This is a genomic window from Sphingopyxis sp., assembly GCF_016793825.1.
GTDB lineage: Bacteria > Pseudomonadota > Alphaproteobacteria > Sphingomonadales > Sphingomonadaceae > Sphingopyxis.
Genome location: NZ_JAEULM010000016.1, coordinates 18964 through 35715 on the forward strand (window position 1 = coordinate 18964; position 16752 = coordinate 35715).

The following is a 16752-nucleotide window of genomic DNA, read 5'->3' on the forward strand; positions in this document are numbered from 1 at the left end:
CCCCAATTGGCTAGATAGCTATCCCAACCTTTTTGGTTGCTAAGCGGCGTGGCTTCAGCCGCCCATCTTCTTGTCGAGATTCTCGACGATCGCCTCGAAGAAGCCTTCGGTCGTCAGCCAGTTCTGATCGGGACCGATCAGCAGCGCGAGATCCTTCGTCATCTTGCCGCTTTCGACGGTCGCAACGCAGACCTTTTCCAGGTCGTCGGCGAATTGCGTCACCGCGGGCGTGCCGTCGAGCTTGCCGCGATGCTTGAGCCCGCCGGTCCAGGCGAAGATCGACGCGATCGGGTTGGTCGAGGTCGCCTTGCCCTGCTGGTGCATGCGATAGTGACGGGTGACGGTGCCGTGCGCGGCCTCCGATTCGACCGTCTTGCCGTCGGGGGTCATCAACACGCTGGTCATCAGGCCGAGCGAGCCGAAGCCCTGTGCGACGGTATCCGACTGGACGTCGCCGTCATAATTCTTGCAAGCCCAGACGAACTTGCCAGACCATTTGAGGGCCGATGCGACCATGTCGTCGATCAGGCGATGTTCGTAGACGATGCCAAGCTCGTCGAACCTGGACTTGAACTCGTCGATGAAGACTTCTTCGAACAGATCCTTGAAGCGGCCATCATAGGCCTTGAGGATCGTGTTCTTGGTCGAAAGATAGACGGGCCACTGGCGTGCGAGGCCATAGTTCAGGCTGGCGCGCGCAAAGTCGCGGATCGAATCGTCGAGGTTGTACATCCCCATCGCAACGCCCGACGACGGAAACTGGAACACTTCCTCGTCGATCAATGTGCCGTCCTCGCCCTCGAACACCAGGCGCAGCTTGCCGGGACCCGGGACGCGGAAATCGGTCGCCTTGTACTGGTCGCCAAACGCATGGCGTCCGACGACGATCGGGTCGGTCCAGCCGGGGACGAGGCGCGGGACGTTCTTCATCACGATAGGTTCGCGGAAAACGACGCCGCCCAGAATGTTGCGGATCGTGCCGTTCGGCGACTTCCACATCTTCTTGAGACCAAATTCCTCGACGCGCGCTTCGTCGGGCGTGATCGTCGCGCACTTCACGCCGACCCCATGCTTCTTGATCGCGTTCGCGGCTTCGACGGTGATCTTGTCATCGGTGCGGTCGCGTTCCTCGATGCCGAGGTCGTAATAATGAAGGTCCACGTCAAGGTAAGGGAGGATCAGCCGTTCGCGGATCCACTGCCAGATGATCCGGGTCATTTCGTCGCCGTCGAGTTCGACGACCGGGTTGGCTACCTTGATCTTGCCCATGCGTTCAGCCTTTTTCCTTGGGGAGTCGGAGTTGCACGGGGCCTTAGGCAAAGCGGGCCGATTGATCAATGGCCCCGTCGCGCGTCGCTTCACGGCCTGTCGGCGCTTATGCATTGTCAGTACGGAACCTGCCCCCTAGAAAGACCGCCATGTCCACAACCATCTCTTCGAACCGCCCCGGCGGCGGCATCAAATGGCGCTGGCCCTCGGTCCATCCCGAAGGGCGCAAATTCCTGTTGATCGCCGGCGTCGTGACGCTCTGCTTCTGGCTGCTCGGCTGGGAAATCGCCGGCTGGCTGGCGTTCGGCATCACGATCTGGGTCGCCGCCTTTTTCCGTGACCCGGCGCGTGTTACGCCGACGGGCAACGACGTGGTGATCGCACCGGCCGATGGTCTGGTGACCCAGATCGCCGAGGTCGCTCCGCCGCCCGAGATTGCTGGGGCTGATGGATTGAACGATGCGTCGATGCTGCGCGTTTCGATTTTCATGAGTGTATTCGACGTCCACATCAATCGTACGCCTATCGCCGGGACGCTACGCAAGCTCGTCTATATTCCGGGCAAGTTCCTCAACGCCGACCTCGACAAGGCGAGCGAGGAGAATGAGCGGCAGCATTTCGTCGTCGAGCGCGCCGACGGCATTCGCATAGGTTTCACTCAGATCGCGGGGCTCGTTGCGCGGCGGATCCTGCCCTTCGTCAGCATGGGGACCGAGCTGGCGACCGGCCAGCGCGTCGGCCTCATCCGCTTTGGTAGCCGGGTCGATGTCTATTTGCCCGCAGGGACGACGCCGCAGGTGCTGCTCGGCCAGCGGACGCTGGCGGGAGAGACCGTCATTGCCCGTATCGGCACGTCCGAAATTCTCGACGGTATCGGGCAATAGCGTGGCGGACGAGCCGCAGACGGGCGTCGGCCGCGACACGCGCCGGCTGGGCGGAATTCCGCTTCGCGCGTTCGCGCCCAACGCGATCACGGCCCTCGCGCTCTGCTTTGGGTTGACCGGCGTCCGCTTCGCGATCGGCGAGGAATGGGAGAAGGCGCTGGCCGCGATCATCTTCGCGGGCGTGCTCGACGGGATGGACGGACGCATCGCGCGCCTGCTCCGCGCGCAAAGCAAGTTCGGTGCCGAGCTTGATTCGCTTTCGGACGTCATTGCCTTTGGCGTCGCGCCGGCGATGATCCTGTTCCTCTGGTCGCTGCAATATGCGCCGAAGTTCGGCTGGACCGCAGCGCTCGCGCTTGCCGTTTGCTGCGCGCTCAGGCTTGCCCGCTTCAACTCGCGGATGGATGCCGATGTACAACCGCACAAGTCGGCAGGCTTCATGACGGGCATTCCAGCGCCTGCGGGAGCCGGTCTCTCGTTCGTACCCGCCTATCTCTGGCTGACCACCGGCAACGATCTGTTTCGCGAATGGTATGTCGTCATGCCGTGGGCACTTGGTGTTGCGATGCTGATGATCTCCGCGCTGCCGACCTATAGCTGGTCTTCGATCCGCCTTCGCCGCTCGTGGCGGCTGTTCGCTCTTGCGGGCGTCGGGTTGCTCGGCGCGGCGCTTGTGACCGCTCCGTGGCATACGCTACTCGCGGTCAGCGTCCTTTATGTGGTGATGATCCCGTTCGGACTCGCGAGCTATGCGCGGGTCAGGCAGCGCGGCTGAGCTGCGGCCGGGTCGTGACCGAACGTGCGACATCGCGGCGGACGGCGTGGCGCAGCGTGATCACCGTAGCGGCGGGGCCGGGGTGCGGCGCCGCCTCGACCGGAAAGGCGCCTTCGCCGACAAGCGCCGACAAGATGGCATCGGCATTGGTCTTGAGCATCGCGAGGATCACCATCAGGCCAAGCCCGGCGGCGAGAGCGAAGAGGAGAGCGGCAGCGACCTGAACCATGACATGTCCTTTCGGCTTCGTTTCCCGCGAAACCGATAAATGCTACGGTTTCGTTAACCAGTTCGTTCCATGTTCTTGTTTTGTTCTCAAGCAAAATGCGACGAGTTGAGTCACTTTGTCGCCGGGGCGAGTTTTTCCGTTTGTCCTATTCGGTGGTCGGTACGGCCCGAAACGCCAGCGTCCGGAGCGGAGAGATCGGCCAGTTCGCCATGCAAGGCGTTCCAGTTCGGCGAAGCAAAGCCTTGCCTTTTGTGCTTCGTCCGTCTAACGGCCCGCCCATTCCACATGGAAGGCGCACATAAACCGGTGCCGGGACCATCCGCTTGCGGAACCCGGTTCTTGCTTTCCAGAGGACCAACCGGAAGGAGAAAGACCATGGCGGCACCTGTCGTCACGATGCAGAATCTTATCGAAGCTGGCGCCCACTTCGGCCACCAGACCCACCGTTGGAACCCGCGCATGAAGCCGTATATCTTCGGCGCGCGCAACGGCATCCACATTCTCGACCTGTCGCAGACCGTGCCGCTCTTCGCGCGCGCGCTCGACTTCATTTCGTCGACCTCGGCCGCTGGCGGCAAGGTGCTGTTCGTCGGCACCAAGCGCCAGGCGCAGGGCCCGATCGCCGACGCGGCTCGCGCTTCGGGTCAGCATTTCGTCAACCATCGCTGGCTGGGCGGCATGCTCACCAACTGGAAGACGATCTCGAACTCGATCAAGCGTTTGAAGACGCTCGAAGAGCAGCTTTCGGGCGACACCTCGGGCCTCACCAAGAAGGAAGTCCTGAATCGCACTCGCGAGCGTGACAAGCTGGAAATGTCGCTTGGCGGCATTCGCGACATGGGCGGCATTCCCGACGTGATGTTCGTGATCGACGCGAACAAGGAAGAACTCGCGATCAAGGAAGCCAACGTCCTTGGCATCCCCGTCGTCGCGATCCTCGATTCGAACGTCTCGCCCGATGGCATTGCGTTCCCGGTTCCGGCGAACGACGACGCGGCGCGCGCCATCCGCCTCTATTGTGACGCGGTGGCCCAGGCGGCGACCCGTGGCGGTCAGCAGGCCCGCGCGAACCGCGGCGAGGATCTGGGCGCAGCGGTCGAACCCGTTGCCGAACCGGCGCTGGTCGAAGAGACCGTCGCTCCTGTCGTCGAAGCCGCTCCGGTGACTGAGGACGAACAGGTCCCGGCTGAAGCCGCTGCCGAAACCGAACGTCAGGGCGACGCATAAGCGTTCGTTCGCATGACGGGACGGCGCGGCGACAGCCCGCGCCGTCCCGGTCATCACTTTGACTTATCCCGCCGCCATGCGCGCGGCGGACCGCAGGCCGTAATCGCGTCTGCCCTTATTGAAAGGATTATCCCATGGCTGAAATTACGGCCGCTCTCGTCAAGGAACTGCGCGACCGCACTGGCGCAGGCATGATGGATTGCAAAAAGGCGCTCGCCGAAAATAACGGTGACATCGAAGCATCGATCGACTGGCTGCGGACCAAGGGCCTGGCCGCCGCCGCCAAGAAGGCTGGCCGCGTGGCGGCCGAGGGCCTCGTCGGCGTTGCGACCGACGGCAACCGCGGGGCGATGGTCGAAGTGAACAGCGAAACGGATTTCGTTGCGAAGAACGAGCAGTTCCAGGGCTTCGTTCGCGACGTGACCCAGGTCGCGCTTGCCGGCAGCATCACCGACATCGACGCTCTCGCTTCGGCCGCTTATCCGACCGGTGGCAGCGTCGCCGAGCAGCTGACGCAGAATATCGCGACGATCGGTGAGAACCAGTCGCTGCGCCGCACCGCGATCGTCGCGGTGAACTCCGGCGTCGTCACCGGCTATGTCCACAACGCCGCGGCACCGGGCATGGGCAAGATCGGCGTGCTCGTCGCGCTCGAATCGACCGCTGGCGCCGACGTTCTGGAACCGCTCGGCAAGCAGCTGGCGATGCACGTCGCCGCCGCGAACCCGCTGGCGCTGAACGGCGACGACCTCGACGCCGACCTCGTCGCCCGCGAACGCGCGATCGCCGAGGAGAAGGCCGCGCATTCGGGCAAGCCCGCCGAGATCGTTTCGAAGATGGTCGATGGCGCTATCGCAAAGTTCCGCAAGGAAAACGCGCTGCTGTCGCAGCTCTTCGTGATGGACGGCAAGACCCCCGTTGCCGAAGTCGTCGCAGCTGCCGGCAAGGATGTCGGCGCGACGATCACGCTCAAGAGCTTCGTCCGCTTCCAGCTCGGTGAAGGCATCGAGAAGGAAGAAAGCGACTTCGCGGCGGAAGTCGCGGCGGCCGCCGGCGCCTGAAAATTGGATCGGATTGCTGCGTTTCGGCGCGGCAGTCCGCTTGGCAATGGCGCGTACTCTCTCTAGGGTGCGCGCCATTCGCATTTATCGAGTTTGCAAGAGGTTCCCCCGACATGGCATTGCCCGGCATGAAACGCATTTTGCTGAAGCTGTCGGGTGAGGCGCTGATGGGTGCGACCCCTTTTGGCATCGACCCCGAAACCGTTGCCAGCATGGCCGCCGAGGTGAAGGCGGCAAAGGAACGCGGGCTTGAAATCTGCCTCGTGATCGGTGGCGGCAACATCTTTCGCGGCATGGCGGGCGCCGCCAAGGGCATGGACCGGGCGCAGGCCGACTATATGGGCATGCTGGCGACGGTCATGAACGCGTTGGCAATGCAGAATGCGCTCGAACAGCTTGGTGTGCAGACGCGCGTGCAGTCGGCGATCGAGATGGACAAGGTGTGCGAACCGGTGATCCGCCGCCGGGCCGAACGCCACCTGGAAAAGGGTCGCGTCGTGATCTTCGCCGCCGGCGTCGGCGCGCCCTATTTCACCACGGACAGCGGCGCGGCACTCCGCGCGGCCGAAATGAAGTGCGATGCGCTGCTCAAAGGCACCAGCGTCGATGGCGTCTATAACGCCGACCCCAAGAAGGATGCATCGGCGGTCCGTTATGACACGCTCAGCTATGATCGCGTCCTTGCGGACAATCTGAAGGTGATGGACGCAAGCGCGGTGGCGCTGTGCCGCGACAATAATATTCCGATCGTCGTATTCAACATCCGCGAGGCCGGCAATCTGGCGCGCGTGCTGACGGGCGAGGGCGTTGCGACCGTCGTCGGCCGGGGCGACTGACAAGATCAAGAGAGGAAAGACTGATGGCAAAATATGACAAGGCCGACCTCGAACGCCGCATGCACGGCGCGGTCGAATCGCTGAAGAGCGACCTCGCTGGGCTGCGCACCGGACGCGCGCATACCGCGTTGCTCGATCCGGTGACGGTCGAGGTTTATGGCAGTCATATGCCGCTCAACCAGGTCGCTTCGGTCAGTGCGCCCGAACCGCGCATGCTGTCGGTGCAGGTGTGGGACAAATCGAACGTCGGCCCGGTCGACAAGGCGATCCGTTCGGCGGGTCTTGGTCTCAATCCGATCGTCGATGGCCAGACGCTGCGCCTGCCGATCCCCGAAATGACGCAGGAGCGCCGCAAGGAATTGTCGAAGCTGGCAGGCCAATACGCCGAAAAGGCCCGCGTCGCGGTCCGCAACGTTCGCCGCGACGGCATGGACAATCTGAAGACCGACGAGAACAAGAAGGAAATCAGCGAGGACGAACGCAAGCGCCACGAAACCGAGGTGCAGAAGCTGACCGACGCGACGATCGCCGAACTCGACGCCGCCGCGAGTGCCAAGGAAAAGGAAATCCTGGGCTAAGTCGATGCGTGACGCTGCGGCCATTGTAATCCTCCCCGGCAAGGGGAGGGGGACCATGCAAAGCATGGTGGAGGGGGTTCGCGTTTCGACGCGAGGCTGCTCGATCACGCCGCCCCCCTCCGCCAGCCCTGTGGGCTGTCACCTCCCCGCGAGCGGGGAGGATTTGTGACTGCAACCGGTCACGGAGCCCGCCATGTCGCCATCATCATGGATGGCAATGGTCGTTGGGCCAAAAAGCGTTTTCTTCCGCGCGTCGCCGGTCACAAGGCCGGGGTCGAGGCGGTGCGCGCGATCGTGCGCGCCGCCGGGGATCTCGGTATCGAGGCGATGACGCTCTATGCCTTTTCGTCCGAAAACTGGAAACGGCCCCAGGAAGAGGTCAGCGATCTCATGGGGCTGATGAAGCGCTTCATCATCAGCGACCTCGACGAATTCGCCGCCAACGACGTACGCCTGAAAGTGATCGGTGACTGGCGGGGGCTGGCTCCCGATGTCGTCGCGCTGATCGAAAACGCGCTGGAACGGACGGCCGGCAACAAGCGCACGACGCTGGCCGTTGCGCTTAACTATGGCGCGCAGGACGAACTGGTCCGCGCGGCGAAGGCGGCAGCGGCGGCGGGGGAGATCACCGCGGAGGCGATCGAGGCGAACCTCGATACCGCCGATATGCCTCCGCTCGACCTGCTGATCCGCACCTCAGGCGAAGTACGGCTGTCGAACTTTCTGCTCTGGCAATCGGCTTATGCCGAACTCTATTTCACCGACCGGTTGTGGCCGGATTTCACGCCCGCCGATCTGCAGGCGGCGCTCGATCATTTTGCACGGCGCGAGCGCCGTTACGGGGGACTCTAGGATATGGCGTCAGGCACGACCAAGGCCGGATCGGACCTGTGGACGCGCGTCGGATCGGCGATCGTGCTGTTCGCGATCGCGGGCACGGCATTGTGGTTCGGGGGCATTGCGTTCGGTCTGTTGCTGCTCGTTGGCGGGGCGCTGGTGGTGGTCGAATGGCTCGCGCTCGTTCGCGCCATGGGTCTTGGCGGCGGGTCGAGAGCGGCGCTGATGCTGCTCGGACCGGTCGCGATCCTCGGCGCGATGGCGGGGCTGTGGTTCCTTCGCGACTATCTGGGCATGACCGCCGCGCTCTGGGTCTTCGGCATGGTCTGGGCGACCGATATCGGCGCCTATTTCGCGGGCCGCGCGTTCGGGGGCGCGCGCCTGGCGCCGCGGATCAGCCCGTCGAAAACCTGGTCGGGTCTGTTCGGCGGCATGGTCGCAGCGCTTGTCGTCGGCTCGACGGTCGCCGATCGCGGCGGAATCGTGGGGGTGCCGCTGTGGATCGGGCTGGTAATGGGCTTGGTCGCCCAGCTCGGTGACCTCGGGGAAAGCTGGATGAAACGTCGCGCGGGAGTCAAGGATTCGGGAAAGCTGATCCCCGGACACGGCGGCCTGTTCGACCGCGTCGATGGCTTGTTGCCCGTTGCGCTGTTGCTGGGTGGGCTGGCGTTCGCGGGTCAGATCGCCGTACGGGCAGCGGGTTGATATGATGCGCCGCCTCTCGCTGTTCGGTGCAACGGGATCGGTCGGGCAGTCGACCCTCGACCTCGTCCGCCGCGACCGCGAGAGCCTTCGGGTCAGCGTGCTGACAGCGAACAGCGATGTCGCCGAACTGGCGCGACTGGCGCTGGAATTTCGTCCCGATCTGGTCGTGATTGCCGATGAGAAGCGCTATGACGACCTCAAGCAGGCGCTTGCCGGCACGAATATCGGCGTCGCCGCAGGGGCAGATGCGCTGATCGAGGCCGCTCAATATCCCACCGACCTGGTGATGGCGGCGATCGTCGGCATCGCCGGCCTTGCGCCAACGATGGCGGCGCTGGAGGCAGGGGTCGATGTCGCGCTGGCCAACAAGGAGGCGCTGGTGTCGGCAGGCGAACTGATGACCGCCGCGGCGCGCAAATCGGGCGCGACGATCCTGCCGGTCGACAGCGAACATAACGCCATTTTCCAGTGTCTCGCGGGTGGGCGGATCGATCAGGTGCGCCGCATCATCCTGACCGCGAGCGGTGGACCGTTCCGGACGATGAGCGCGGACGACATGGCGCGCGCCACGCCCGCGCAGGCGGTCGCGCATCCGAACTGGTCGATGGGCGCGAAGATCAGCGTCGATTCGGCGACCATGATGAACAAGGGCCTCGAACTGATCGAGGCGCACCACCTGTTCCCCGTCGGGCTCGATCGCATCGAAATCCTTGTGCACCCGCAGTCGGTGATTCACAGTCTGGTCGAGTTTGTCGACTGTTCGACGCTGGCGCAGCTCGGCTCGCCCGACATGCGCATTCCGATCAGCAGTGCACTCGCCTGGCCGCAGCGGATGGTGACGCCGTGCGCGCCGCTCGACCTCGCCAGCATCGCGCGGCTGGATTTCGAGGCGCCCGACGAAGTGCGCTTTCCAGCGACCGCGCTATGTCGCGCCGCGATTGCGGAGGGCGGGGCGCGCCCGGCCCAGCTCAACGCCGCGAACGAGGTGGCCGTCGCCGCATTTCTCGCTGGCCGTATTTCCTTTCCGGCGATCGTCGAAACCGTGCGTCGCGTGATCGATGCGGACGCGCCCGCGACGCCTGCCTCGCTTCAGGACATATTCAGCGTGGATGTCGCATCGCGCGCGGCGGCCCAGTATCTTGTGGATCATTTCGAACATGCATAGCGTGCCGGTCTGGCTCTATTTCGTCGGCTTCCTGCTCGTCCTGGGGCCGCTGGTCTTCGTTCACGAATATGGACATTATATTGTCGGCCGCTGGTGCGGGGTGAAGGCGGATACCTTCTCGATCGGCTTCGGGCGCAAGATCCTCGGCTGGACCGACAAGCGCGGCACCGAATGGAAGATCGGCTGGTTGCCGCTTGGCGGCTATGTCCAGTTCGCGGGAGACCGCGACGCGGTGAGCCAGCCCGACGCCAACTGGCAGGCACTGCCCGCCGAGGAACGTTCGCATACCTTTCCCGCGCAGGCCGTGTGGAAGCGGGCGCTGATCGTTGCCGCGGGTCCGGTGACCAATTTCCTCTTCGCGGTGCTGATCCTCGCCGGTTTCGCCGCCTTCGTCGGCACGGCGACGACTCCGGCTGTTGTCGGCGCGGTCCAGGCGGGGTCGGCCGCGGAGATCGCGGGACTCCGTCCCGGCGACCGGATCCTGTCGATCGACGGCCGTCAGACCGACGTCTTCATGGATATCCCAATGACCATTGCGCATCGTCCCGGCGAGGAGGTGAGCGTTCGCATCCGGCGCGGGGGTGCCGAACGGGTGGTTCAGGTGACGCCGCGGCTCGTCAAGGACAAGGACCAGTTCGGCAAGGAGTATGAGCGGGCGATCCTGGGTGTTGCGCCCGGGAAGGTCGTTTTCGAGCGGGTTTCGCTGACGCAGGCGCCGTTTGTCGCGGTCAAGCAGACGGGCCAGATCATTCGCCAGACCGGCGAGGTGCTTGGTCAATTGCTCTCGGGCAACCGGTCGGTGAAGGATTTGAGCGGCCCCCTCAAGATCGCGCAGGTTTCGGGCGAAGCGGCGAGTGTGGGTCCGGAAGCACTGATCTTCCTCGCTGCGATGATTTCCATCAATCTGGGGTTCATCAATCTGTTGCCATTGCCCATGCTCGATGGCGGCCACCTGCTTTTCTATGCCTACGAGGCGATCCGGCGCCGTCCAGCGCCGCTTCAGGCGCAGGAATGGGCCTTCCGATTCGGTTTTGCGGCGGTCGTAACGTTGATGCTGGTCGTGACTTTCAATGATTTGGGCTCATTCGGCCTTTGGGACCGGATCGCGCGCTTGATTGGATAGGCGGACTGGTGCAGGAGTGCGCGCCAACCCGCAGGGAAGCGGGCTTGTCGCTTTTGAGTTATTTTTGCGGGATGAACAGCGTGGCTTCACAGAAATTCAAGGGCCGGACCCAGCTCTCTGCGTTCCTTTTGGCGGGAACGATGCTGGCCTGGCCCGTGGCGTCGGTTCAGGCGCAGACCGCTACGCCGCCCGCGGCTCCCGCTTCCGCCGCTCCGGTTCCCGCGACCGAGGCTGCGCCCCGGGCTGCCACGATCCAGTCGATCACCGTCGTTGGCAACCAGCGCCTCGAGGCGCAGACGATCCTGTCCTATCTGCGCCTGCGCGTCGGACAATCCTATGACCGCGCGGTATTGGATCAGGCACTCAAGGACCTGGCGGCGACCGAGCTGTTCAAGGACTATCAGATCAGCGACGACAATGGCGCGCTGACGATCCAGGTCGTCGAAAATCCCGTCATCAATCGCGTCATCCTGGAAGGCAACAAGCGCCTGAAGGAAGAAAAAATCCGGCCGGAGATCAAGCTGGCGCCGCGCCAGATCTTCACGCGCTCGAAGGTGCGTGCCGACGTCGCGCGCATCATCGAACTCTACAAGCGGCAGGGCCGCTTCGCCGCGACGGTCGAACCGAAAATGGTATCGCTCGACCAGAACCGTGTCGATGTGGTGTTCGAGATCAACGAAGGACCGAAGTCGAAGGTTCGCCAGATCAACATCATCGGCAACGAGAAATTCAGCGACGGCGACCTCAAGGACGAAATGGCGACCAAGCAGTCGAGCCTGATGACGATCCTGTCGTCGAACACCAGCTACGACCCCGACCGTCTGGCCTATGACCAGCAGAAGCTGCGCCTTTTCTACCTGCAGAACGGCTATGCCGACTTCCGCGTCATCTCGGCGGTCGCGGAACTGACGAGCAACAAGCAGGACTTCATCATCACCTATGTCGTCGAGGAGGGCGAGCGCTACAAGTTCGGCGATATCAACGTGAAGAGCGAACTGCGCGACTTCAAGCCGGAGATGCTGCAAAAACTGCTGCCGATGAAGAAGGACGACTGGTACGACGCGAAGCTGGTCGAAGACACCGTTGAAAGCCTCAGCGAGACCGCCGGCCTGTTCGGTTATGCCTTTGCCGACATCAACCCGGAATTCCACCGTAACGCCGACACGCGGACGATGGATATCACCTTCGATGTTGGCGAAAGCCCGCGAACCTATGTCGAACGCATCGACGTCAACGGCAACACGCTGACCCACGACAAGGTGGTTCGCCGCGAATTCCGCCTGAACGAAGGCGACGCCTTCAACAGCTTCGGCGTCAAGCGTACCGAGAACCGCCTCAACAGCCTCGGCTATTTCCAGGAGAATCTCGAGATCGAGCGCAAGGAGGGCAGCGCCCCCGACCGCATCATCCTCGAAACCAACGTCGAGGAAAAGCCGACGGGCGAGCTTTCGCTATCGGCCGGCTTCTCGTCGATCGAGAATTTCCTGCTGCAGGCATCGGTGCGCCAGCGCAATTTCCGCGGCCTCGGCCAGCAGCTTCAGGCGTCGGTCAACTATTCGAGCTATTCCAAATCGGTCGAACTCGGCTTTACCGAACCCTATCTGTTCGATCGCAACATCTCGATCGGCGGCAGCGTCTATCGCCGCGACCTCAATTCGTTCAACTTCATCAACAATGATCGCCGGACGACCTTCGAGCAGAGCACGACGGGTTTCCAGATCAACGTCGGCGTCCCGCTGACCGAGTTCATGTCGATGTTCGGGCGCTACAGCCTCAACTATGACGATGTATCGCTCGACAAGTCGCTCTATTATTTCGGTAATGCCTGCGACCCGCTCATCGCGGGCCGTTATCTTTGCGACGCGATCGGCAAGCGGACGACCTCGCTGGTCGGCTATACCTTCGCCTATGATGATCGCGACAACCGCCTGCGCCCAACGCGCGGCCAATCCTTCTCGTTCAGCCAGGACTTCGCTGGCCTCGGCGGGAGCGTCAAATATGTCCGGACCCGTGCAAATGCGTCGAAGCATTTCAACCTCGGCAGCCGCTTCATCCTGAATATTTCGGCTGAAGGCGGTTATATCTATCCTTTTGGCAGCCGACCCACTCCGACGAGCGACAAGGTTCGCCTGACCGACCGCTTCTTCCTGGGCGAACCGCAGATGCGCGGTTTCGACATCCGCGGCGTCGGTCCGCGCGTCATTCGCTATGCCGATGTCGACCTGACCGATCCCGCCAATCCGATCCTCAACACCGATCTTAGCCAGCGCAGCGGCCGGGTCGATGACGCGCTCGGCGGCCGGGCCTATTATCAGGGCCGGCTGGAGGTCGATATTCCGCTTGGCACGGGTGCCAAAGAACTGGGGCTGCGGCCGTCGGTCTTCCTCGACGTCGGGTCGGTGTTCGGCGTGCGTCGTCCGACGCTCACCACGCTCGCGGATTTCCGCGACCCGGCGGATAACCTCACGAAATATCTGTGCCGCAACGCCACGACCGGCACCAGCCAGTTCGCGACGCTGACAACCGGCACCACCGCCCAATATACCACTTGCCCGGATGGCTTCACGCCACTCGCGCCGTTCGAGGAACGCTATTTCGGCGACACCTGGAAGCCGCGTGTTTCGGTCGGTGCCGGCGTGAACTGGAATTCGCCCTTTGGTCCGTTCCGGATCGACTTCGCTTACGCCCTTCGCAAAGAAGAGGGCGATGACACCAAACGCTTCTCATTCAACGTAGGAACCCAATTCTGATGAAGAAAATTCTCACTGCATCGGCGCTCGCCATTGCCGCGCTGTCGGTTTCGCCCATGGTCGCCGTGCCGGCCGCCGCGCAGGCGAAGTCCGTCGCGCTTGCCGACGTTCGCGCCGCGGCCGCCAAGTCGAACGCCTTCACGGTCGCAACCCAGCAGATCGAGACCACCTACAAGGCGCAGATCGACCAGCAGAACACGCGCGGCCAGACGCTGCAGGCGGAAATGAACGTGTTGATCGCGAAGTATAACGAAGAGTCGAAGAAGACTCCGCAGAATCAGGCCGCCTTGCAGGCTGCGGCCAAGGCTGTTCAGGACAAGCGCCAGGCGGCCAACGCCGAAATCGCGCAGATCGGCGCGCCTGTCGAACTGGCCATCGCCTATGTCGAAGATCAGATCAGCGTTCGCATGAACGAGGCGATCAAGGCGGCGATGACGGCGAAGAAGGTCGACCTGCTGCTCAACCCCGATGCCATTCTGGCGCGCGAACCCAGCGTCGATATCACCGATGCCGTAGTCGCCGAACTCAATCGTATTCTGCCGAACGTGTCGATCGCGGTTCCGGCCGGATATCAGCCCGGCCAGCTCGTCCAGCAGCGCAACCAGCAACTGATGGACGCAGCGCGTAGTGCGCAGCCCGCTACGGCTCCCGCCGCTCCGACCGGCAGCGCACCGACGACCCGCTAAGCATCATGGCGGACGGGGAAAGCGCGGGCGAAACCCTGGGTCCGGTGGATATCCGCCGGATACTGGGATTGCTGCCGCATCGTTATCCGATGCTGCTCGTCGATCGGGTGGAATCGATGGTGAAGGACACCTCGATCCACGCGGTCAAGGCGGTGACGATGAACGAGCCCTTCTTTCAGGGGCATTTCCCCGGCCGGCCGATTATGCCTGGCGTCCTGATCGTCGAAGCGCTCGCGCAGGCGGGCGGCGTGTTGGCGATCGAATCGCTCGGGCTCGCGGGCACGGGCAAGCTCGTCTACTTCATGGGGATCGACGGGGTGAAGTTCCGCAAACCGGTGGAACCGGGCCATCTGCTCGATCTGCATGTCACGATTCTTCAGGCGAAACGGAACATCTGCCGGTTCGAGGGCAAGGCAATGCTGGGCGGTCAGTTGGCGACCGAGTGCCAGTTCACCGCGATGATCGCCGATCCGCCAGCCGATTGACCACCAAACCCGCCACCGTCATTCCGGATCTGTTCGGGTGCGACGAGGGGGAGGTGTTGCATTTTCCACCATTCAACGTTAGGGGCAGCCGCTTCGCGGGCCCCGTGACGGGGACAGCATCGACTCAGCTTCCGGTCGGTAACCGGCGGCGCAGGAGCCAAGAGACATGAAAAAAGACACGCACCCCGACTATCACATGATCACGGTCAAGATGACCGATGGTACCGAATATCAGACGCGCTCGACCTGGGGCAAAGAGGGCGACACGATGACGCTCGAAATCGACCCGACCGCGCATCCGGCGTGGACCGGCGGTACCGGCCGTATGCTGGACGCGGCGGGCCAGGTCGCGAAGTTCAACAAGCGCTTCGGCGGTCTTACGCTCAAGCGTTGATCGATCGTTTCCTCCCCGTCGCCAAGCGATGGGGGCGGATCAGCCCAGAACCTTTGCAAGCGCGCTTTGCCATCCGGCAAGGCGCGTTTTGCGTTTGTCGGCGTCGAGCGACGGCGTAAAGCGAGTGGCGGTTCCGCGCATCGCGGCGGCGGCGCTAGCAAGGTCGGGGTAGAGCCCGGCGCCCGTCGCGGCGAGCATCGCAGCGCCGAGCGCGGTGCTTTCGACAAAGTCGGGGCGCTCGACGGCGATCGCCAGCATGTCGGCCAGATCCTGTGCCATCCAGTCGTTCGCCGCCATGCCGCCGTCGATGCGCACCTCGGCCCAATCGACGCCATCGGCTGCGAAAGCCGACTTCAGGTCATGTGCCTGATAGGCTTGTGCCTCGAGCGCGGCGCGAGCGACGTGCGCCTTGCCGCTTGCAAAGCTCAGCCCCGATAGCGCCGCGAGCGCGTCGGGCCGCCAATGTGGCGCGCCGAGGCCGGCGAGCGCGGGTACGAGATAGACACCGCCGTTGTCGGCGACCGAGCGGGCGAGTCCTTCGCTCTCGCTCGCGCTTGCGAGCAGGCCGAGCCCGTCGCGCAGCCATTTGATCAGGCTGCCCGCGACGAACACCGACCCTTCGAGCGCATAGCTTCGGCTATCGCCTTCCTGCACGAGGATGGTGGCGAGCAGGCGGTTGGTCGACACGGGGCGCGAGGCGCCGCTTGCGGAGAGGATGAAGGCGCCGGTGCCGAAGGTTGCCTTGGTTTGCCCCGGCGACAGACAGGCCTGCCCGATCGTTGCCGCTTGCTGGTCGCCCGCCATGCCGGAAATGGGTATTGCGCTGCCGAACAGCGTCGGATCGGTCATGCCGACGGTCGTGGTGCAGCCGGTGATTTCGGGCAGCAGGCCCATGGGGACACCCAGCAGGTCACATAGCTCGCGATCCCAGCCGCCGCGCCCGTTGATGTCCATGAGCAGCGTGCGCGAAGCGTTGCTTGCATCGGTGACATGGACCCCGCCGGTCAGGCGATAGACAAGATAGGACTCGACCGTTCCGACCGCGAGCCGGTCGCCCGCTTCGGTCAACTGCGGCCAATGCTTCAGTGCCCAGCCGATCTTGGTGCCTGAAAAATAGGGGTCGAGCAGCAGGCCGCTCCTCGCCTGCGCCATCGGCTCGTGCCCCGCCTCCTTGAGTGCCGCGCAGTCGGGCGCCGAGCGGCGGTCCTGCCAGACGATGGCGGGCGCCAGGGGTTCGCCGGTCTCCCGGTCCCAGAAAACGACGGTCTCGCGCTGGTTGGTGATGCCGATCGCCGCGACCGCATCCGCGCCGCCGGCCTGGGCGATCATCTCGCGCGTGCAGGCGAGGGTCGCGTCCCAGATTTCCGCGGCGTCATGTTCGACAAGGCCGGGGCCGGGATAATATTGCCGGAACTCGCGCTGCGCACTGCCAAGCGGCGTGCCGTCCGCGGCAAAGAGCATGGTGCGGGTCGAGGTGGTGCCTTCGTCGATGACGATGATTTTCTCGGCCATGATCCTCTCCCTCTTTCGTATTTGATGACGAAAGAAAGGCGCCGCGACAAGATGCGCGACACTTACATTCGTAACCGACTTGCAAAATTGCGCCGGCCATGCCATATATTGTGCAGCGCAGCATGGCGGGATTATCCGTCGCAACACCCGGCAGCGTGATTTTCCCGCCCGTTTCAGGCGCGGGACGAGCCGGATTCGCGCTTTGTCCCCAGAGGCACCCTTTCACGCGGGTCGTT

17 protein-coding genes are annotated in these 16752 nt (G+C 63.6%); 14 read left to right on the plus strand and 3 right to left on the minus strand.

The window, feature by feature from the left end:
* Window positions 1-54: 54 nt before the first annotated feature.
* Window positions 55-1269, minus strand: a complete 1215-nt coding sequence (locus JNM03_RS03310) for an NADP-dependent isocitrate dehydrogenase (RefSeq protein ID WP_294034337.1) — start codon at window positions 1267-1269, stop codon at window positions 55-57.
* Window positions 1270-1418: 149 nt separating this feature from the next.
* Here JNM03_RS03310 and JNM03_RS03315 point away from each other — a divergent pair, with 149 nt between their 5' ends.
* Together JNM03_RS03315 and JNM03_RS03320 are read left to right on the plus strand one after the other, a co-directional pair.
* Entirely contained in the window at window positions 1419-2153 is a 735-nt protein-coding gene (locus JNM03_RS03315; protein ID WP_294034339.1) for a phosphatidylserine decarboxylase, read from the plus strand.
* 46 nt (window positions 2154-2199) lie between these two features.
* Entirely contained in the window at window positions 2200-2928 is a 729-nt protein-coding gene (locus JNM03_RS03320) for a phosphatidylcholine/phosphatidylserine synthase (protein ID WP_294034468.1), read from the plus strand.
* Here JNM03_RS03320 and JNM03_RS03325 read toward each other — a convergent pair.
* Window positions 2912-3157 (minus strand): hypothetical protein, encoded by a 246-nt coding sequence (locus JNM03_RS03325; protein WP_294034341.1) that lies wholly within the window; start codon window positions 3155-3157, stop codon window positions 2912-2914. The genes JNM03_RS03320 and JNM03_RS03325 overlap by 17 nt on opposite strands.
* Window positions 3158-3532: 375 nt before the next feature.
* Between JNM03_RS03325 and rpsB the strand changes: the two genes are divergently transcribed.
* The 12 genes from rpsB to rpmE all read left to right on the plus strand — a co-directional run bounded on the left by rpsB (window position 3533) and on the right by rpmE (window position 15004).
* Window positions 3533-4384 (plus strand): 30S ribosomal protein S2, encoded by an 852-nt coding sequence (rpsB, locus tag JNM03_RS03330; RefSeq protein WP_294034343.1) that lies wholly within the window; start codon window positions 3533-3535, stop codon window positions 4382-4384.
* A 134-nt stretch (window positions 4385-4518) separates the two neighbouring features.
* The gene (gene tsf / locus JNM03_RS03335; RefSeq protein ID WP_294034345.1) at window positions 4519-5445 is read left to right on the plus strand and encodes a translation elongation factor Ts; all 927 of its coding nucleotides are present in this window, start codon (window positions 4519-4521) and stop codon (window positions 5443-5445) included.
* 113 nt (window positions 5446-5558) lie between these two features.
* Window positions 5559-6281 carry a UMP kinase gene (gene pyrH / locus JNM03_RS03340; protein ID WP_294034347.1) on the plus strand — a complete coding sequence of 241 codons (723 nt, stop codon included), beginning with the start codon at window positions 5559-5561 and terminating at the stop codon, window positions 6279-6281.
* A 23-nt stretch (window positions 6282-6304) separates the two neighbouring features.
* Entirely contained in the window at window positions 6305-6859 is a 555-nt protein-coding gene (frr, locus tag JNM03_RS03345; protein ID WP_294034349.1) for a ribosome recycling factor, read from the plus strand.
* Window positions 6860-7024: 165 nt separating this feature from the next.
* Window positions 7025-7711 carry a polyprenyl diphosphate synthase gene (gene uppS / locus JNM03_RS03350; protein ID WP_294034351.1) on the plus strand — a complete coding sequence of 229 codons (687 nt, stop codon included), beginning with the start codon at window positions 7025-7027 and terminating at the stop codon, window positions 7709-7711.
* Between the two features lie 3 nt (window positions 7712-7714).
* Complete coding sequence (locus tag JNM03_RS03355; RefSeq protein ID WP_294034353.1) at window positions 7715-8401, plus strand: phosphatidate cytidylyltransferase; 687 nt, start codon at window positions 7715-7717, stop codon at window positions 8399-8401.
* A gap of 4 nt (window positions 8402-8405) precedes the next feature.
* Window positions 8406-9566 (plus strand): 1-deoxy-D-xylulose-5-phosphate reductoisomerase, encoded by a 1161-nt coding sequence (locus tag JNM03_RS03360; protein WP_294034469.1) that lies wholly within the window; start codon window positions 8406-8408, stop codon window positions 9564-9566.
* A complete protein-coding gene (rseP, locus tag JNM03_RS03365) occupies window positions 9559-10689 on the plus strand; it encodes an RIP metalloprotease RseP (RefSeq protein WP_294034355.1) in 1131 nt (376 codons plus the stop codon). The genes JNM03_RS03360 and rseP overlap by 8 nt, the downstream gene beginning before the upstream one ends.
* A gap of 71 nt (window positions 10690-10760) precedes the next feature.
* Window positions 10761-13439, plus strand: coding sequence for an outer membrane protein assembly factor BamA (bamA, locus tag JNM03_RS03370; protein WP_294034357.1), 2679 nt, complete (start codon window positions 10761-10763; stop codon window positions 13437-13439).
* Window positions 13439-14125, plus strand: coding sequence for an OmpH family outer membrane protein (locus JNM03_RS03375; RefSeq protein WP_294034359.1), 687 nt, complete (start codon window positions 13439-13441; stop codon window positions 14123-14125). Before bamA ends, JNM03_RS03375 begins: the two co-directional genes overlap by 1 nt.
* A 5-nt stretch (window positions 14126-14130) precedes the next feature.
* Window positions 14131-14610, plus strand: a complete 480-nt coding sequence (gene fabZ, locus JNM03_RS03380; protein WP_294034361.1) for a 3-hydroxyacyl-ACP dehydratase FabZ — start codon at window positions 14131-14133, stop codon at window positions 14608-14610.
* A 166-nt stretch (window positions 14611-14776) separates the two neighbouring features.
* The gene (gene rpmE / locus JNM03_RS03385) at window positions 14777-15004 is read left to right on the plus strand and encodes a 50S ribosomal protein L31 (protein WP_294034362.1); all 228 of its coding nucleotides are present in this window, start codon (window positions 14777-14779) and stop codon (window positions 15002-15004) included.
* A 39-nt stretch (window positions 15005-15043) separates the two neighbouring features.
* Here the strand turns inward: rpmE and JNM03_RS03390 are convergent, their stop codons facing one another.
* On the minus strand, window positions 15044-16516 hold the full coding sequence (locus JNM03_RS03390; protein ID WP_294034364.1) for a glycerol kinase: 1473 nt from the start codon (window positions 16514-16516) through the stop codon (window positions 15044-15046).
* Between the last annotated feature and the right edge of the window lie 236 nt (window positions 16517-16752).